Below are 17560 nucleotides of genomic sequence, written 5' to 3'. Positions count from 1 at the left end.
TCCGGCGGTTTATCATAGAAAGAAAGTGGGGGAACACCCATGGAACCCTTGATTTGTCTGGATGATTCGGTAGGCACCGGCCGACTGGTGGACCGGTTCGGACGGGTTCACGATTATCTGCGCATTTCCGTGACCGACCGCTGCAATCTTCGCTGCCTGTACTGTATGCCGGCGCATGGGGTTCAATTCATGGACTCCCGGCGGTTGATGACCTATGACGAGATCGTCACCGTGGTTCGGGTGGCGGCCCGCCTCGGGGTCAAGCGCCTGCGGATCACCGGGGGGGAACCCTTAGTTCGGCCAGACATCGACAGCTTGATTGAAGCCCTCGGGGCGATCCCGGGGATTGAAGATATGGCCATGACCACCAATGCTCTTCTCTTGGCTGGCCGTGCCGAACGGCTGTTCCGGGCGGGCCTTCGGCGGATCAACATCAGCATCGATTCATTAAAACCGGATCGCTTTGCCAAAATTACCCGGGGTGGAGATCTCGCCAGGGTGTTGCGGGGGCTGGAGGAGGCGGAGCGGGTTGGCATGTCTCCCATCAAGATCAACGTGGTTCTGATGAAGGGGCTCAATGAGGAGGAGATCGACGATTTCCTGCGCCTTTCGGTGGAAAAACCGTATGTGGTGCGGTTTATCGAATATATGCCCATCGGGCACGAGGATGAGACGTGGAAACAAGCGTACCTGCCCTTGAACCGGGTGTTGGAACGGGCTGCGGAGCTGGGGTATGAGATCGAACCGACGGCGGTGCCAGGCAACGGCCCCGCGGAAAATTGGCGCATTCGGGGCGGGGAGGGGGCCTTTGGACTCATCCATCCAGTGAGTGCACATTTTTGCTCAGCCTGCAACCGACTACGCCTGACCGCGGACGGCTATCTAAAACCGTGCCTCTATTGGCAGGAAGAACTGAACGTCCGACGCTGTAATGGCGACGAAGCAGCCTTAGAAGCCATGTTTTACCGAGCTCTGGAGATTAAGCCAGAGCGTCACGAGATGGCGGAAGCCTTGGAAGGGAAAGAGCGGAGCCACCTGCCCACGATTCGCCGAATGTCTCAAATCGGCGGGTAACGACGGGGTGATTTTGTTGCGGGGTCCGGGACTCAATGCGTCGGCGCCCCGGCGGTTATAGTTTTCCATACATGAGCGGTCTGATGACGGGCGATCCTATGTGGTGCGCGGTTGGTTAAGACTTGACCCATCACAAGGGAGGGACCCGGCATGCAGGACCCACTGAGCACCGGCCGCCGATCGGATGCCGTGCGGTCGGATGTTCCGGTCCAACGCGAATCCGATCCAGCGAAAGAAGACATTGAGGAAGGCATGGACCGGATGATGAATGAGGGCGGGGGCGTGGTCGACCATTACCATGAACATGTGCCCGTCCTTCGCAACGACCTGGTAAACGTTGATGAGAACCCCGGTGCCGAATAATGCCGGGGTTTTATCTAAATTCTTCCTACAAGGGGGTCATTCGATGAGCTCATCGGCAACGCTTTCGATCGAACAACGGACTTCCAACAAAGTCCGCATTCGTATCCTCCCGTTCATGTTTGTGCTGTACATCATTTCGTTTCTCGACCGAGTGAACTTGGGGTACGCGGCTTTGGACATGAATAAAGCCTTAGCCATTACCAGCGAGCAATTCGGTTTGATTGCCGGAATCTTCTTTTTTGGATATTTTATTTTCGAAATTCCCAGCAATGTTTTGATGCATCGGATTGGCGCTCGGATCTGGATTGCGCGAATTCTGCTTAGCTGGGGTTCGGTGGCGATGTTGACCGCCGTAGCCCAAAACGCCGTGCATCTGTATATCCTTCGGTTTCTTCTCGGCGTGACGGAAGCGGGTTTTTTCCCCGGCATGATTCTTTATCTGACGTACTGGTTTCGGGGTCGGGAATTGGCCCACGTCGTGGCCCTGTTCATGACGGCGGTGGCGGTATCTAACATTATCGGAGCCCCGGTTTCCGGGGTTATCCTTGACTATGTGGATTGGTTTGGGCTTCCCGGATGGCGGTGGCTCTTCATCCTGGAAGGAGCGCCGGCGGTGATTTTTGGTATTCTGACGTTCTTCGTTTTGCCGAACCGTCCCCGGGATGCGGCCTGGCTGACCGAAGAGGAGAAATCCTGGCTTCAGGGGGAGTTGGACCGGGAAGCGGCTCAAAAATTGCATCAGGAAAAAATGAGCTTGGGGCGGGTGTTCGCCAGTGGCCGGGTGTGGTTGCTCGCCTTGATTTATTTTGCCGACGTTGTCGGTTTATACGGGATTGGGTTCTGGATGCCCCAGATCATCAAAGGGTTGTCCCAGTATCTTTCCAACACGGCGGTGGGGCTGTTGGCGATGATCCCCTATCTGGTGGGCGTCGTGGCCATGGTATGGAGCGGCCGGGACTCGGACCGCAAAGGGGAGCGCCGATGGCACGTGGCGGTGCCTTTACTTATTGCCGGGGCGGGGATGGCGGTACTCGGTCCCGTGAGCAATCCATTTTGGGCGATCGTCTTGCTCAGCATCACCACCGCGGCGATTTACAGTGTCGTGGGGCCGTTTTGGGCACTGCCCAATCTGTTTCTCGCTGAATCGACGGCGGCGGTGGGGATTGCCATCATTAATTCCGTCGGTAACTTGGGTGGGTTTGTGGGGCCGTATATCATTGGCGCGCTCAAAGCCTCCACAGGTTCGGTGGCGAGTGGACTCTATTTTCTTGCCGCCTGTCTCTTGGCGGGAATGATCCTCGTCCTGCTTTTGCCCCTTCGCCGGTCTGTTTCCAGCCGTTCGGAATGAACGGGTTGGCCAAAGACGCGGGGCCGCCGGTTGCCTATGACCCTTTATAAAGCGATTGACAATTTTCTTGGGAAATTTGTATGATGAGAAGTGAAGTATGTATCGGAACAATGTTCCGTATTATAGAACACCGTCGGGCACGGACGGGAAGGGGGATGGCGGTGGACCAAAGTGGAAAGCAAGCGGCGACGGTCGACGCCCGGCGGGAGGAACTGCGGACCGCCTTCGGCCGGGACGCCGTGACGGTCAGAGCCTTTGCGGGAACACCCGACGGGCCGTCGGCGGATCTGGATGAATTGCGGCCCCGGGATGAACGGGAGGCGGCGGAGATCGTTCGGTGGGCGGCGGACAGAGGGGTGCAACTCTTGCCCCTTGGGGCGGGGACCCAGTGGATTCCGAGTCTGCAGGAGGGCGCGGAGCCGCTGGTCGTGTCTGCGACTGCCCTGTCCGGTGTTGTGGAGTACGATCCCGGAGACTTGGTCATGGTCGTCCGGTCCGGAACACCGCTGGCTGAAATAGAGCGGGTCGCCGGTGAACACGGGCAATGGCTGCCCGTCGATCCCCTGGTGAGCGAAAGGGCCACCTTGGGGGGCGTCATCGGTACCGCGGCGGCGGGGCCGCATCGCCTCGGTTACGGACCTCTGCGGGACTGGGTCATCGGGCTCCGAGCGGTGACCGCAGACGGACCGATCCGGGCAGGCGGCAAAGTAGTGAAGAATGTGGCCGGGTATGACGTGACGAAGCTTTTTATCGGATCCCAGGGCAGCCTCGGCCTGGTGACCGAGGTGGCGATCAAACTCCGCCCCCTTCCGCCGGAGCGGCGGCTTCTCGCTTTCAAGGCCCCGGATGTCGAACCACTGCAATCTTTTGCCCGGGAGCTGATGGACCGCTCCTGGAGTCTATCGGCGGCGGAGTGGATCAACCCGGCCCTGGCGGAGGCTTGCGGTCTGCCCAAGGAGTGGATCGCCCTTCTTGGCACGGATGAGTTACCCAAGGCGGCCCAGGGCGCGGTGGAGGGGTGGCGCCGGCTGGCGAGGGAACACGGTTTGGAGGAGATTGGGGCATGGGCGGGCCGGGACGCGGACGACCTTTGGAGTCGCTATGGTAACGCTTTGGGCGGCACCCCGGCTTTGCGGTTGCGATGGGTGATGTGGCCAAGCCAGGTTCCCGGAACGGCGTTGCACCTTCACGCCGGACGCGCTGGGGGAAAGGTGAAGGATGGCCCCGGAACGGCCGGCGAACTCGCGAGTTCTTTGCGCGAAGAATCGACCGATCGTTTGTTCGTGTCCGGAGGACTGGGCACCGGAGAGGTCCGGGCGGCCTGGATCTTGGGGGACGCTGTCCCTGAGGAGGCCGGCCATCACATCCTTTGCCGGATCGCGGCGGTGACTGAGGCGGTGCGATCAGACATGGGGCGGGTGCGGGTGGAACGCGTGCCTTTTGCGTGGAGAAAATCGCTCCTCGGGACCCTCGGATCCGCCGCGGAGTCCCCACTTAGCCGCCGGGTGAAGGAAGTCCTGGATCCTGGAAACGTCTTTGTCTCCGCAGATTTTGTGGGAGGTGTATGATCGATGCCGTCGGTAGGGGCAGAGTCGGCCCGGGAGGATTACTCCCCAGGGCCTGCGGCCGGGCAGCCCGGCTCCTTGGAGGGGACCACGGTTTTTCGATGGGACGATCCGCCGGACCCTGATAAATATTCCGTGTGCGTTCATTGTGGACTTTGTTTGGAAGCATGTCCAACGTATCAAGAGCTGGGCATTGAGAACCAATCTCCCCGGGGGCGGGTGTACCTCATCCGGGCGGCCTCTGAAGGGCGGCTTCCCTTGGACGAGGCATTGATCGACCCGGTTTTCCGGTGCCTCGACTGCCGGGCTTGCGAATCGGTCTGCCCATCGGGGGTTCAGGTCGGGACGCTGATCGAACAAGCCCGGGGACAGGTGTTCGCCGCCCGGCCGGCCCGGGGCTGGCAAGGTTTTGTTCAACGCTTGTTTTTGCAGCGGATTTTTCCGCGCCCAAAGCGCCTGCGCAGGTTGGCCCGGATTGGCCGATTTTATCAGCGAAGCGGCCTGGCCCGCCTCGCCCGGAGCACCGGGGTTCTGAATCTTTTTCCGTCCCACTTGAGGGAGATGGAGGCGGCCCTTCCGCAGATTCCCGCCACCAGCTCCAGAGAGCTGCTCCCGGCCCAGGTGCCCGCGCAGCGGCAACGCCGGGGGCGAGTTGCCCTGGTCACCGGCTGTGTGATGGACGTCCTGTTCACCGACACCAACTTGGCCACGGCCCGGGTGCTGGCCCGAAACGGCTACGAGGTGAGGGTGCCCGAGGGGCAGGTTTGCTGCGGCGCCCTGCAGGTGCACGCCGGGGATCGGGAGACGGCCAAAGCCATGGCCAGGCAGAACATCGATGCGTTTCTGGCCGAAGACGTCGATGCGGTGATCATCAATGCGGCGGGCTGCGGTGCGGCGATGAAAGAATACGGGGAACTTTTGCGGAACGACCCGGCCTACCGCGAGAAGGCGGAGCGGTTCAGCCGCAAAGTCAAAGATGTCGCGGAGTTTCTCGCCGAAGTGGGATTCGATCCTCCCAAGGGCAGGGTGGAAATGACGGTGACCTATCATGATGCATGCCATCTGAGCCACGCCCAGGGGGTTCGCCAGCAGCCCCGGGAAATTCTCGCCTCGATTCCGGGTCTGCGCGTAGTGGAGATGCCCGATTCGGACCGCTGCTGCGGGAGCGCGGGAATCTACAATCTCACCCACCCGGAGATCGCCAGCCCCTTGCTCGATCGGAAAATGGCCGACGTCCCCGAAGAGGCCGAGGCGATTGTCATGGGCAATCCCGGGTGCATGATGCAAATCCGGGCAGGCGTCCAGCGAACCGGGGCCACGCGCAAGGTGCTGCATACCGTGGATATCCTGGATGCGGCCTACCAGGCGGAGGAGGAAAATCGATGAGCGCGGCGCGGGAGAAGTTGGTGGAGGAACTGGCGCGGATCGTCGGCCCCAGGAATGTGATCTCAGACAGGCACCAGCTCATGGCTTATGAGTGCGATGGCTACACCATCCAGCGGGGCGTCCCCGCCGCCGTGGTATTCCCGGCGGACACCGATCAGGTGGCGGCGGTGGTGAAATATCTCCATCGGGAGAAGATCCCCTTTGTTCCGAGGGGGGCGGGCACCGGGCTCAGTGGCGGGGCTATCCCGCTGCATGGTGAGGTGGTGGTGAATCTGGTGCGGATGAATCGGATTCTTCACATCGATTATGAGAACCGCTACGCCGTGGTTCAGCCCGGGGTGGTGAACCGCCGGTTGTCCCAGGTGGTGGCGGGCCGGGGCTACTACTATGCCCCGGACCCGTCGAGCCAGCAGGCCTGTACTTTGGGAGGGAATGTCGGCGAAAACGCCGGGGGGCCCCATTGTCTCAAATACGGGGTGACGACCAACCATGTCCTTGCCCTGGAATGGGTGCTTCCGGACGGGCAGGTGGTGATGGTCGGCGGCCCGAATGGTGACGATGTCGGCTACGATCTTCGGGGGTTGTTCATCGGGACGGAGGGGACCCTCGGAATCGTGACCCGGATTTGGGTGAGGCTACTAAAAAAACAGATCGGGGTCAAGACGATCCTGGCGCTGTTTGACCGGGTGGAAGACGCAAGCCGGGCAGTCTCCGGAATCATCGCGAAAGGGATCCTGCCCGGGGCTTTGGAAATGATGGACCGGCTGGCCATGCGGGCGGTGGAGGCCGGAGCGTATCCGGTGGGGTATCCCGAGGACATCGAAGCCGTTTTGCTCCTCGAGTTGGACGGCTCGGCTGAAGGTCTGGAGGATCAGGCCGAAGATGCCGTGAAGGTGTGCAAAGAACACGGGGTGCGGGACGTCCGGGTGGCGGCCAGTGAACCCGAGCGAACCCTTTGGTGGAACAATCGGAAAACAGCTTTTGGGGCGATGGGGAACATCTCCCCGGATTATCTCGTGCAGGATGGAGTGATTCCCAGATCCACCCTTCCCGAGGTCCTCACCCGAATCGCCGAGATCAGTAAAGATTCTGGCCTGCGTATCGCCAACGTGTTTCACGCCGGGGACGGCAATCTGCATCCATTGGTGCTCTTTGACTCCGGGGTGCCGGGGGAAACCCAACGGGCGGTGGAGACGGGCTCCCGGGTCCTTCAGGTCTGCGCCGACGTGGGAGGGTCGATCACCGGCGAGCACGGGGTGGGGCTCGAAAAAATGTACGACATGGAGAAGATTTTCAGCCCTGCGGACATCGATTACCAACTCAAGATCCGGGGAATCTGGAATGCGGAAGAACTGTGTAACCCGGGGAAACTCTTTCCGCGGCCCGCCAAATGTATCGATGCCAAGGCCATGGCTGCGGCCGGGAGGGGGTGAGGCAGGCACGGAGATCGGATTGACGGGGCCGGGCCGGCCCCGACTGCCCGCCTGCGGCTATTGCGGTGCGTGAAAGAGAGAGGAAACTGCTTAATAAGGAGGGGTCTGGTTGAGTCCCTGGCATCAAGTGTATTATCCCGTAGGGGGAAGCCTTTGGTTGTCCGCCCTGGTGGCGGTCATCCCCATCGCCTTCTTCTTCTGGGCGCTGGCCGTGCGCCGGATGAAAGGCCATGTGGCGGGGCTGTTGACTCTTTTGCTCGCCGTGATTCTCGCCATCATTGTCAATGGCATGCCAATTCCCATGGCCGTCTCCACGGCGATCTACGGGATGTTGAGTGGACTGTGGCCGATCGGTTGGATCGTGTTTACTGCCGTATTTTTGTATAACATTACAGAAGAATCCGGTTATTTTCGCGTCATTCGCGACTCGATCACCGGGCTCACCGGAGACCGGCGGATGCAGGCCTTGTTGATCGCGTTCTCGTTCAGTGCATTCATGGAAGGTTCGGCGGGGTTTGGGACGCCGGTGGCTATCGCCGCCGCCATCCTGGCAGGTCTTGGGTTTAACCCGTTGTACGCTGCGGGGATATGCTTGGTCGCGAACAGTGCGCCAGTGGCCTTTGGCGCCATCGGGATTCCCATTACCACCGCCGCCCAGGTCACCGGGATGGATGCCCACACGATCAGCCAGGTGGTGGGGCGTCAGCTTCCGATTCTTTCCCTGTTTCTACCTTTTTGGCTGGTGCTCATTATGAGCGGGTGGAAACGGACCATCGAGGTGTTGCCGGCGATTCTCATCTCCGGGGGTTCCTTTGCCATCACGCAATTTTTGGTCTCCAATTTTGTGGGACCGGAGCTACCGGACATCGCTTCTGCTTTTGTCAGCTTGATCGCTCTGGCCCTGTTCCTCCGGGTGTGGCGCCCGAAGGAAGAATTTCATTTTGCCGATGAAAAGGCAGATGCGATTCTCAACCAAGCGGCGGCGGCCCGGCAGCAGCACAGTTCCGGGGACATGGTTCGGGCCTGGGCGCCCTGGGTGATTCTCACCGTGATGATTATTATCTGGTCCCTGCCCGCCTTTAAATCGGCCGTCGCCGGGACCACGATTGCGGTGAATTGGCCCTGGCTGAACAAACTGGTAGTCTCGGTTCCTCCTGTAGCTGCAAAAAACACCCCCATGGCTGCGGTGTGGAAGTTCGACTGGCTGGGAGCCACGGGGACGTCTATTCTGATCGCCTCGATTCTGTCGATGTTTGTGGTGGGCATGTCGGTGGGGACTTGGTTCAAGGTGCTCGTCCGCACCTTCCGGCAGTTGTTGTGGCCGTTGGTCACCATTGCCGCGGTGCTGGGGTTCGGCCACGTGACGAACTACTCCTCCATGAGCGCCACCATCGCTTTGGCCCTGGCCGGAACCGGCGTACTGTTTCCGCTTTTCTCGCCGGTTCTCGGTTGGCTGGGCGTCTTTCTCACCGGTAGTGACACGTCGTCGAATGTGTTGTTTGGCAACCTGCAGAAAATTACCGCGCAGCAGTTGGGGCTCAATCCGTACCTGATGGTGGGGGCGAACAGTTCCGGGGGTGTGACCGGCAAAATGATCTCTCCCCAGTCCATCGCCGTGGGGGCTTCGGCGACGGGGTTGGCCGGCCGGGAAGGTGAGATTTATCGATTCACCCTTAAACATAGTATACTGTTTGTATTAATCGTTTCGGTGATTACCATGATTGAGGCTTATGTGTTCCCGGGATTGATCCCTAAGTAGGGCGCGTCTCGGCACCCGGGGGACATCCGGGCATTAGTCTAGCGAGGTATGGTGATGGAGATGGCCTCTTCGGGCGAGGATACGGTAAAATCGGTGGATCGGGCATTGGTGATCCTGGAGCGGGTGAGTCGATACAAAGAAGGGGTCGGCATTACCGAGTTGGCCGCCGAGGTGTCGATGTACAAAAGTACTGTGCACAGGTTGTTGACGACCCTAGCTCGTCGGGGATACGTGGAGCAGGATCCGGAGACCGGGAGGTACAAACTCGGGTATGCAATTCTGGATATGGCCTCCCGGTTGTTGGGCAGCCTTGATTTGCGCCGCGAAGCCCGGCCGTATCTCGAGGAGTTGGCCGATTACTCCCACGAAGTGGTCCATCTCGTGGTGCTCGACCATGGGGAAGTGGTCTATATTGAGAAGGTGGAGGGCGACGAAACGATCCGCATGCACTCCCGGGTTGGCGCCCGGGCGCCGGTGCATTGTACGGGTGTGGGGAAGGCCATTCTCGCGTATCTGCCAGAGGAGGACGTAAAGTCCATCGTCGAGCGGCACGGGCTTCCGGCCCATACGCCCCACACGATCACCCGGTGGCTGGACCTGCGGGACGAGCTGCAGCGGGTGAAAGAACGGGGTGTGGCGATGGACCTCGAAGAAAACGAGCTCGGCATCATCTGTGTGGCTGCCCCGATCTGGGATCATACAGGCCGGGTGTGTGCTTCCCTGAGCATCTCCGCTCCGAAGATGCGCATGCCTGAGGAGAGAATCAAAGATTTGGCGGATCGGGTGCGCCGGGCGGGGCTCGCCATCTCCGCTCGGCTGGGTTTTCCCTCGGCGGTGGCGTCGCGATAATCTAGCGGATCCTCTATAATAGACGGTGGAATGCCGCGGGGCGCTCACTTATGAGGAAGAAGGGAATTCGAGGATGGATCGATTCACAGAAAGTATTTATACCTTGATTGTCGAGACGTCCACCAATCTGCCCGATGATGTGCGCCGGGCTATTGCCCGGGCCAAGCTGACGGAGGAGATGGGGACCCGGGCGTCTCTCGCTTTGTCCACCATCGGGGAGAACATCATCATGGCCCAGGATGACCAGGCGCCGATCTGCCAAGATACCGGGATGCCGACATTTTTCGTCCGCTGCCCGGTGGGAGCCAACCAGATCGAGATGGCTCGACAGATCCGGGAGGCGGTGGTGGCGGCCACGCGAGAGGGCAAACTTCGCCCGAATTCCGTGGACTCGGTCACGGGCAAGAATAGCGGGAACAACCTAGGCCCCGGGACTCCGGTGATTCATTTTGAGCAGTGGGAAAAGGATGAGATCGAGGTCAAACTGCTCCTGAAAGGCGGCGGCTGCGAAAACAAGAACATTCAATACAGCTTGCCGACGGAGTTGGAGGGCCTTGGCCGGGCGGGCCGAGATTTGGACGGGGTGCGAAAATGCATCCTCCATGCGGTGTACCAAGCCCAGGGGCAAGGGTGCAGCGCCGGGTTCCTCGGGGTGGCCATCGGCGGCGACCGCACCACGGGGTACGAGGCGGCAAAAGAGCAGCTCCTGCGCCGAGTGGATGACGTGAATCCCGACCCCCGCCTCGCTGAATTGGAAGCGTATATCATGGAGAATGCCAACCGTTTGGACATCGGCACCATGGGCTTCGGTGGTCGGGTGACGCTGCTCGGGTGCAAAATCGGCGCGATCAACCGTCTTCCGGCGAGCTTTTTCGTGTCTGTCGCCTACAACTGTTGGGCGTTCCGGCGCCTCGGGGTGATCATCGACCCGGTTACCGGCGGGATCACCCAGTGGCTGTACAGGGACGGAGGGGAGCTGCCGGAACTCGGGGCTGCGGAAGGAATCGCGGGCTCCGAAGGCAGTCGTCGGGTGGTTTTGCAGGCGCCGGTCAGTGAAGAACAGATTCGGGAGCTGAAGGTCGGCGATGTGGTGATTATTGACGGACTTATCCACACTGGCCGGGACGCCCTGCATAAATACCTGATGGACCACGACAGCCCGGTGGACCTGCGAGGCGGAATTCTTTACCACTGCGGCCCGGTGATGCTCCAGGATGACAAGGGCGAATGGCATGTAAAAGCCGCCGGGCCCACCACAAGCAGCCGGGAAGAGCCGTACCAGGCGGACATCATCAAGAAGTTTGGGATCCGGGCGGTGATCGGCAAAGGGGGCATGGGGCCGAAAACCCTTGCCGGTTTGAAGGAATTCGGGGCGGTGTACCTGAATGCCATCGGTGGGGCGGCCCAATACTATGCGAGATGCGTCAAAAAGGTCGAGGGGGTCGATTTCTTGGAATTCGGCATTCCCGAAGCGATGTGGCACCTCCAGGTGGAGGGATTCGCGGCCATCGTGACCATGGACGCCCACGGCAACAGCCTCCACGCCGAGGTGCAGCAACGGTCCCTGGCGAAGCTGGCGGAATTTGCCGATCCGGTATTCGTATGATGGAGGCCGGCGAGAGGCGATTTTCAGGGTCCGGACGGGTGCCGGGCCCTTTTTTGTGGGGGGACGAGGATGAGGGTGGCCAGGGCTTTGACCATCGCCGGTTCGGATAGCGGCGGCGGAGCGGGGATTCAAGCGGATCTAAAAACCTTTCAGATGCTCGGGGTATACGGGATGACGGCCATCACCGCGATCACGGTACAAAACACAAAAGGGGTGTTTGGATCCCATCTTGTGCCGCCTGAGTTGGTGGCCGCCCAGATCGATGCTGTGGTGCGGGACATCGGCACGGATGCGGCAAAGACCGGGATGTTGGCCACGGCGGAGATTATCGAGGCGGTGGCGGCCAAGATCCGGGAATTGGGCATCACTCCCCTGGTGGTGGACCCGGTCATGGTGGCCAAAGGTGGGGCGCCACTTTTGGAAGAGGACGCCCGTTCGACGTTAATTCGCGAACTGTTCCCTTTGGCGGCGGTGGTGACCCCGAATATCTCCGAAGCCGAGGCGTTGACCGGGATGACAATTCGCACCCGGGATGAGATGGTGGAGGCGGCGAAGCGGATTGCGGCACTAGGTCCCGGGGCGGTGGTGGTCAAAGGCGGGCATTTAGCGGGAGATCCGCTGGACATTCTGTACGATGGGCAGGCTGTCGTGGAGTTTCCGGGAGTCCGGGTCCGCACCCCGCACACCCATGGGACGGGATGCACCTTTTCGGCGGCAATTACCGCCGAGTTGGCGAAAGGGGCCTCTCTGCTTGACGCCCTGGGGACGGCCAAAGCTTTCATCTCGGCGGGCATTCGGGAAGCGCCGGGGCTGGGGGAGGGTCACGGGCCTACGAATCATTGGGCTTACAGCCGCCAGCATGCGGGTTCCGATCAACCCCGGGATGCCGCCCAGGCGTCCGAGGATGCGGAGGGGGGCCGGGAAGCACGGTAAACGCGTTCGTGCCCGGTTGACTATCGTACACGGCCAGAAACCTGGTATACTGAAAAGGAATCACTCCTCAGGGAAAGGCGGTGGGCGGGGTGAGATTCGTCGACGATCTTTACGCACTGTACAAAGACCAGTTGACCGGAGACGAGGACGACGCGGTGATCATCGTGTCCGGCGTTCTCCAGGAGCTGTCCCGCGCCGAACTGTTGGAGTTGGTCTCTCAATTGGATCGAGACGAACTGTTTCAGATGGTCGGCCGATACCTCATCGACCGGCTTCGGGAGAAGATTGATCGCGAAGGCACGGGCTCTCCCACGATTCCCGAATACGGCGGAGAGGTTCATTAAGGAGGTTTTTCCAAGATGATGGGGCAGCCGAGGGGCTGGCGACCTACCCGGGTACAGGCCCTTTGGATGATTGGGCTGGGGGCGTCCTGTTACGGGCTCATCTCTCCGGTCATGAAAACTGCATTCGCCCAGGGTTATACCATGGAAGGGGTAACGGCAGCTCAGTACTTCGTTGCCCTTCTTTTCTGGGCTGTGGCGGGTCTTGCGGTGCGAACCGGGAATCGGCCTAAGGGGCGAGAAGTGATCCAGCTTTTCATTTTGGGTCTCATCGGTTCGGGGGGAACCACAGTTCTTTATTACCGATCTCTTATCCATCTTCCGGCTTCCCTTGCGATCGTACTTTTGTTTCAATTCACGTGGATTACGATTTTACTGGAAGTTGCGTTGGAGAGAAAACCTTTGACTGCCCGGCGGTGGCAGGCGCTGTTGATGATCCTTTTGGGGACCGGACTTGCGGTGGGGTTGTTGCACGACCAGTGGGAAGGCGGAATTTCGTGGGTTGCTGCGGCCATGGCCCTGGGAGGCGCGGTGACGTATTCCATCCTTTTGTACGGGACAGGTCGGATTGCCGTACAAACGTCCCCTGTGAGACGAAGCCTGTTTATGTCCTTGGGGTCAGGAGTTCCCATTCTTCTGACCACTCCGCTGACGGCTTATTATACAGCGCCATCGATGGCCGGGTTGTATGGCTGGGGTGTTCTTGTGGCGCTTCTCGCCCAGATTACGCCGCCACTTTTGTTTGCTGTGGCGATCCCGGCGGTGGGCGGGGGAGCTGCTGCGGTGCTGGGATCGATGGAGCTGCCCGTGGCTGTCGTGGCGGCTGCACTAATCTTGAAAGAGCCGGTGGGGTGGGATCGATGGCTTGGGGTGGCCCTGATCCTGGCGGGGGTCATCTGGTCTGAACGGGTAAACCGCAGAGGGCGAGAAAGCCCCGGAACATAGCGTCAAGAAGAATGTCCGGAGCTTTCTTGTTCGGCGCCCTCCGGCGCAACAGCGTGCAACACTTGATCGGCCAGCCGATCCAACTCCGCCCCGTCCCGGTCCACGGGTTTTTCCCCGGATTTCCGCATCCATTCCCATAGGGCGATGCCGACTCCGGCGCCCACTAGAGCGGCGGTCCAGGTATTGCGGTTTGAACGGCGGGGCCTGAGGTTGGTCCAGAGTCGAACCACGTCGCCCACCTCCCCGCTATAGTCTACGCATTTCCACCTGGATCATCCGGGGGATTCAGCTTGGGGTTGGACGGATTGTGACCTCCGGAATTGCGAAACACGATGGGGCTTCGTACATATTCAATATCTCCAGTGCCTGTTCGCGCATTGATCGCCCGGGCGGCGGCAAAGAAAAAATCGGACAACCGGTTGAGATATCGCAGGACTTCGGGGTTGATCTCCTCCCGGTGGCTGAGTGTCACCACCCGGCGTTCGGCCCGGCGGACCAGCACCCTGCACACATGAAGGGCGGCGGCGGCCGGGTGCCCCCCGGGGATGATGAATCGCTGGACAGGGAGGGCTTCCGCGAGATAGGAATCAATGAGCGGTTCCAGCCGGTCGGTCATTTCAGCGTGCACCTTGTAGGGGCGTTTGCCCGGCAGGGCCGCGAGATCTGCCCCACAGTCGAACAATTCCTGCTGGATCTCCAGAAGGTGCGCGGCGAGGTCGCGGTCTCGGATGGGATCCAGGCGACTGATGGCGTCGCCGACAAAAGCGTTTGCCTCGTCCAAGGTGCCGTAGGCTTCGATGCGAATATCATCCTTGTCCCGGACACCTCCGACGAGGCGGGTGCGGCCTCGGTCGCCACCACGGGTGTAAATGGACATGGGCAAACCTCCTTTCCCATGTTGTATCATTGGGGATGAACTCCTGTAAATCTTTCCGGGGGCCGATGGGATGGAACGAGAACGCGAGTTGGCGGTGCGAGTGGGCCAGATCTTGGTGGAGTGGTACGAAAGGCAGCACAGGGACCTCCCCTGGAGAAAGACCCGGGATCCCTATCGAATTTGGGTCTCTGAGACGATGCTTCAGCAAACCCGGGTGGAGACGGTGATCCCTTATTACGAGAGATTTCTTGAGGAATTTCCCTCGGTGCGTGATCTGGCCCAGGCGGCCGAGGAGGAGGTCCTGAAACAGTGGGAGGGGCTGGGCTATTATTCTCGGGCGCAAAATCTCCTTCGGGGCGCCCAGGTGGTGATGGAGCGCTTTGGCGGCCGGGTACCCGACGATCCCGAGGTGATTCGAGAAATTCCCGGAGTGGGGCCGTACACCGCCGGGGCGATCCTGAGCATCGCTTACGGACGTGATGTACCAGCTGTTGACGGCAACGGATTGCGTGTGTTCGCGCGGATTTTTCTCGTGGACGAACCTGTGGACAAGCCGGCGGGGCGCCGAAAGATTTCCTCGTTGATGCAGGCGGCCATTCCGCCGGGCCACGGGGGTGCTCTCAATCAAGCGGTGATGGATCTCGGATCCGGTGTCTGCCTGCCGAGGGCTCCAAGATGTCGCGACTGCCCTGTGCTTCGATGGTGTCGGGCGGCGGAGGAAGGCGTCTGGGCAGAATATCCGGTTAAAACGAAGAAAAAACCGCCTAGACCCACCCGGGTCGCGGCAGGCCTGGCGAGCTGGCAGGGGTATCTATTTGTCCGCCGACGTCCAGATCAAGGGCTTCTGGCAGGTCTCTGGGAATTTCCTTCTGTAGAGGTGCGCTCCGGGGAATCCTGGGAGGAGGCGGCCTCCCGGGCGATGGCGGAGGCTGGGCTGGATGTTGAGGCGGCGGAGCCCCTGGCCCGGGCGGAACATGTCTTTAGCCATCTCAAATGGGATTTTCGGGTGTATCGGTGCACCGCTCGGCCGGAGCAAATGTCGCGGGATGTCTTGCAAGTGTTGTCGGTGGCGGAGAGGACTTCCGGGGGTGTCGGCAAAGATCAGGTGCCTTGGCCCGGCGATTCGGCTGCCGCCTGGGTGTCGGCACAGGCACTGGGGCACCTGCCTTTCCCGGCGGTCTACCGCAAAATTTGGCCCTTGCTGAAGGAGAAAGGGGTTTGGTGATGTGGAAGGTGTACATCGAATACCGGGTGGCCGATGATCGGGAACGCGCCTTTCGGGCGGCTCTTCCATCCCTCAAGAAAGAGATGAAAGAGTTGCCCGGCGGCGCGGTCTCCAGCTGGAGTCTCTGGGAAGGGTGGGACCAACCGAATCTGTTTGTCGAAGAGGTCTTGTGTGGTTCTTTACAGGCGGCCCAGGGTGTGGCGGCCACCGTCGATTCGCCGGCCCCGACCGGCGAAAGGGTTGAAATCGTGAGCCCCGCCGAGGGGCGCGGGGCGATGGCTGAAGGTGATGCTCATCACGAGGAGGGTGACAAAGAAAGGTTTTTGTTGCCACCGCAACTCAACCTGCTCCGGCAGTGGGCCGCCCGCCGAGCAGATCTGGGGGCTCACCGATTTCACGTGTGGATCTTTGAGGAGCGGTGACTGTTATCTCGGCTTACGGAGCCACCTGACCCGATGCGCAAGGTGAAAGGACCAGGCGGCGGTAGAGCTGCGCGTAGCGGTCCCGCTCGACAACCGGCGAGAACTCCCGGGCTACTCGTGTGGCGGCCCGCTGCCCGAGAGATTCCCGCCACTCGGGATCCAGGGCCAACTGCCGGGCCGATGCCAGAAATTCCTCCGCATCTTCATACAGCAGGCCGTCTTCTCCGTGGCGGATCAAATCGCGGTTTCCCGGTACCCGGGAGGCCATCACCGCTCTCCCCGCAGCCATCGCTTCAAGGAGCGCGTGGGAGAGACCTTCCGAGGTGGAGGTGTTGAGGACCACATCGGCGCATCGATAGAGGTCCCCCACCTCCCGGTGGGGCACGGCGCCCAGCCACTGAAACCACGGCCTCATCTCCGCTTCTGTTTCCACCTGCCTTAACAGATCGAGGTCAAACACCGCCCCCGCCAAGCAAAGGCGAACGGGTAAGCCTTCCCGGTAAAGCCGGGCTAAAGGCTTCAAGGCGTATAAGGGCCTCTTGACCGGCCGCAGTCCAGCCGGGAGAAAAAACACCACTTCTTCTTCCCGCCATCCCCACCTAGACCTGTCGTACCCCCGGCCGGGCGGCACGTCGATCCCCAGGGGGATATGCACACAATGGTTCTTTAGTTCCGGGCATTGTATACAAAACCCTTGCAGGGCGTCGGCGGTGAGAAAAATGAGCTGCCGAGCCCGGCAGGCGACCTCTACAATCTTTCTGCGCTCCCGGGGTCGTTTCATCTCTTCATTGACATCCGTTCCGGTGAAAGTGATGACCATCGGTTTCTCCGGAACGCCGAACTTTTCGACAAACGGAACGGCGGTGCGGGATGCGTTGAAAATATGGACGATATCGCACTGCTCGATATCTTCGGTTGTCACCGAATCCAGGGTGGTCACGCGAACATGGAGGTTCACCTCGGCCAAATGCCGGCGCAGGCGATCGGAGAATACCCAGTTTCCGCCGGCCGGTGGAGACGGTACGGGCAGTACGATCAGAATACTCATTCTATCATGAAACTCCTTCCAACGTTCATGTTGTTCGAGGCTCCGCCGGGCGCCCTTTGAACCGGCGCCAGACTCTGCTATCATGGACGAGAAGCCAACCTTTGAGAGGAGACGGACGTCTTGACCCAGCCTTCGAATCACTCGTCTGACGGGGTCCCGCGGAAGTACCGGCCGATCTTCTTCGTCATGGCCTTGGTTGCAATCTTTTGCTTTGCCCTGGTGGGGCAAAGTTTGTCGGACGGCAACGTCCCAAGGGCCATGGCGGCCCTCATTGCAGCCGTGGTCATTGTCGGGGCCGGTTTTATCTGGAGAGGTCGGTTACTCCGATAAGGCCAGTCGCACTTATTGTCCGGGATGTACTTACTTTTGTCAAGTGAGGGGATCCC

18 protein-coding genes are annotated in these 17560 nt (G+C 60.5%); 15 read left to right on the top strand and 3 right to left on the bottom strand.

Annotation, left to right across the window (positions count from 1 at the left end):
* Window positions 1-39: 39 nt before the first annotated feature.
* The 12 genes from moaA to CVV65_RS13090 all read left to right on the top strand — a co-directional run bounded on the left by moaA (window position 40) and on the right by CVV65_RS13090 (window position 13602).
* Window positions 40-1074 carry a GTP 3',8-cyclase MoaA gene (moaA, locus tag CVV65_RS13145; RefSeq protein WP_100668513.1) on the top strand — a complete coding sequence of 345 codons (1035 nt, stop codon included), beginning with the start codon at window positions 40-42 and terminating at the stop codon, window positions 1072-1074.
* Between the two features lie 150 nt (window positions 1075-1224).
* On the top strand, window positions 1225-1437 hold the full coding sequence (locus CVV65_RS13140; protein ID WP_100668512.1) for a hypothetical protein: 213 nt from the start codon (window positions 1225-1227) through the stop codon (window positions 1435-1437).
* Between the two features lie 43 nt (window positions 1438-1480).
* Window positions 1481-2785 (top strand): MFS transporter, encoded by a 1305-nt coding sequence (locus tag CVV65_RS13135; RefSeq protein WP_100668511.1) that lies wholly within the window; start codon window positions 1481-1483, stop codon window positions 2783-2785.
* A 155-nt stretch (window positions 2786-2940) separates the two neighbouring features.
* Entirely contained in the window at window positions 2941-4353 is a 1413-nt protein-coding gene (locus CVV65_RS13130) for an FAD-binding oxidoreductase (protein ID WP_198592030.1), read from the top strand.
* Window positions 4354-4356: 3 nt separating this feature from the next.
* Window positions 4357-5736, top strand: a complete 1380-nt coding sequence (locus CVV65_RS13125) for a (Fe-S)-binding protein (protein WP_232059732.1) — start codon at window positions 4357-4359, stop codon at window positions 5734-5736.
* Window positions 5733-7169 (top strand): FAD-binding oxidoreductase, encoded by a 1437-nt coding sequence (locus CVV65_RS13120; RefSeq protein ID WP_100668509.1) that lies wholly within the window; start codon window positions 5733-5735, stop codon window positions 7167-7169. Before CVV65_RS13125 ends, CVV65_RS13120 begins: the two co-directional genes overlap by 4 nt.
* A 109-nt stretch (window positions 7170-7278) precedes the next feature.
* Complete coding sequence (locus CVV65_RS13115) at window positions 7279-8928, top strand: L-lactate permease (RefSeq protein ID WP_100668508.1); 1650 nt, start codon at window positions 7279-7281, stop codon at window positions 8926-8928.
* A 54-nt stretch (window positions 8929-8982) separates the two neighbouring features.
* The gene (locus CVV65_RS13110) at window positions 8983-9777 is read left to right on the top strand and encodes an IclR family transcriptional regulator (RefSeq protein WP_100668507.1); all 795 of its coding nucleotides are present in this window, start codon (window positions 8983-8985) and stop codon (window positions 9775-9777) included.
* 73 nt (window positions 9778-9850) lie between these two features.
* On the top strand, window positions 9851-11383 hold the full coding sequence (locus CVV65_RS13105) for a fumarate hydratase (protein ID WP_100668506.1): 1533 nt from the start codon (window positions 9851-9853) through the stop codon (window positions 11381-11383).
* A 69-nt stretch (window positions 11384-11452) separates the two neighbouring features.
* A complete protein-coding gene (thiD, locus tag CVV65_RS13100) occupies window positions 11453-12316 on the top strand; it encodes a bifunctional hydroxymethylpyrimidine kinase/phosphomethylpyrimidine kinase (RefSeq protein WP_100668505.1) in 864 nt (287 codons plus the stop codon).
* Between the two features lie 89 nt (window positions 12317-12405).
* Complete coding sequence (locus CVV65_RS13095) at window positions 12406-12660, top strand: DUF6154 family protein (RefSeq protein ID WP_100669522.1); 255 nt, start codon at window positions 12406-12408, stop codon at window positions 12658-12660.
* 15 nt (window positions 12661-12675) lie between these two features.
* Window positions 12676-13602, top strand: coding sequence for a DMT family transporter (locus CVV65_RS13090; protein ID WP_100668504.1), 927 nt, complete (start codon window positions 12676-12678; stop codon window positions 13600-13602).
* Between the two features lie 2 nt (window positions 13603-13604).
* On the opposite strand, the gene CVV65_RS13085 is transcribed toward CVV65_RS13090, so the two are convergent.
* Both CVV65_RS13085 and CVV65_RS13080 read right to left on the bottom strand, forming a co-directional pair.
* Window positions 13605-13832, bottom strand: a complete 228-nt coding sequence (locus CVV65_RS13085) for a hypothetical protein (RefSeq protein WP_100668503.1) — start codon at window positions 13830-13832, stop codon at window positions 13605-13607.
* Window positions 13833-13855: 23 nt separating this feature from the next.
* Window positions 13856-14479 carry a cob(I)yrinic acid a,c-diamide adenosyltransferase gene (locus tag CVV65_RS13080; RefSeq protein WP_100668502.1) on the bottom strand — a complete coding sequence of 208 codons (624 nt, stop codon included), beginning with the start codon at window positions 14477-14479 and terminating at the stop codon, window positions 13856-13858.
* A gap of 70 nt (window positions 14480-14549) precedes the next feature.
* On the opposite strand from CVV65_RS13080, the gene mutY reads away from it, so the two are divergent.
* Entirely contained in the window at window positions 14550-15704 is a 1155-nt protein-coding gene (gene mutY, locus CVV65_RS13075) for an A/G-specific adenine glycosylase (RefSeq protein ID WP_100668501.1), read from the top strand.
* Window positions 15698-16126, top strand: coding sequence for a hypothetical protein (locus CVV65_RS13070; RefSeq protein WP_100668500.1), 429 nt, complete (start codon window positions 15698-15700; stop codon window positions 16124-16126). Before mutY ends, CVV65_RS13070 begins: the two co-directional genes overlap by 7 nt.
* A gap of 13 nt (window positions 16127-16139) precedes the next feature.
* Here the strand turns inward: CVV65_RS13070 and CVV65_RS13065 are convergent, their stop codons facing one another.
* A complete protein-coding gene (locus tag CVV65_RS13065) occupies window positions 16140-17174 on the bottom strand; it encodes a glycosyltransferase (protein WP_157935519.1) in 1035 nt (344 codons plus the stop codon).
* 120 nt (window positions 17175-17294) lie between these two features.
* Here CVV65_RS13065 and CVV65_RS13060 point away from each other — a divergent pair, with 120 nt between their 5' ends.
* Window positions 17295-17504 carry a DUF5325 family protein gene (locus CVV65_RS13060; protein WP_100668498.1) on the top strand — a complete coding sequence of 70 codons (210 nt, stop codon included), beginning with the start codon at window positions 17295-17297 and terminating at the stop codon, window positions 17502-17504.
* The last annotated feature ends 56 nt before the right edge of the window (window positions 17505-17560 follow it).

This window comes from Kyrpidia spormannii, assembly GCF_002804065.1.
GTDB classification, from domain to species: domain Bacteria; phylum Bacillota; class Bacilli; order Kyrpidiales; family Kyrpidiaceae; genus Kyrpidia; species Kyrpidia spormannii.
This window is presented reverse-complemented; position numbering and strand designations above follow the sequence as displayed.

Bases quoted from the DNA above. Each gene is read 5' to 3' on its own strand.
- moaA (WP_100668513.1), top strand. From the start codon at position 40: ATGGAACCCTTGATTTGTCTGGATGATTCGGTAGGCACCGGCCGACTG.
- CVV65_RS13140 (WP_100668512.1), top strand. From the start codon at position 1,225: ATGCAGGACCCACTGAGCACCGGCCGCCGATCGGATGCCGTGCGGTCG.
- CVV65_RS13135 (WP_100668511.1), top strand. From the start codon at position 1,481: ATGAGCTCATCGGCAACGCTTTCGATCGAACAACGGACTTCCAACAAA.
- CVV65_RS13130 (WP_198592030.1), top strand. From the start codon at position 2,941: ATGGCGGTGGACCAAAGTGGAAAGCAAGCGGCGACGGTCGACGCCCGG.
- CVV65_RS13125 (WP_232059732.1), top strand. From the start codon at position 4,357: ATGCCGTCGGTAGGGGCAGAGTCGGCCCGGGAGGATTACTCCCCAGGG.
- CVV65_RS13120 (WP_100668509.1), top strand. From the start codon at position 5,733: ATGAGCGCGGCGCGGGAGAAGTTGGTGGAGGAACTGGCGCGGATCGTC.
- CVV65_RS13110 (WP_100668507.1), top strand. From the start codon at position 8,983: ATGGAGATGGCCTCTTCGGGCGAGGATACGGTAAAATCGGTGGATCGG.
- CVV65_RS13105 (WP_100668506.1), top strand. From the start codon at position 9,851: ATGGATCGATTCACAGAAAGTATTTATACCTTGATTGTCGAGACGTCC.
- thiD (WP_100668505.1), top strand. From the start codon at position 11,453: ATGAGGGTGGCCAGGGCTTTGACCATCGCCGGTTCGGATAGCGGCGGC.
- CVV65_RS13090 (WP_100668504.1), top strand. From the start codon at position 12,676: ATGATGGGGCAGCCGAGGGGCTGGCGACCTACCCGGGTACAGGCCCTT.
- CVV65_RS13080 (WP_100668502.1), bottom strand. From the start codon at position 14,479: ATGTCCATTTACACCCGTGGTGGCGACCGAGGCCGCACCCGCCTCGTC.
- mutY (WP_100668501.1), top strand. From the start codon at position 14,550: ATGGAACGAGAACGCGAGTTGGCGGTGCGAGTGGGCCAGATCTTGGTG.
- CVV65_RS13065 (WP_157935519.1), bottom strand. From the start codon at position 17,174: ATGAGTATTCTGATCGTACTGCCCGTACCGTCTCCACCGGCCGGCGGA.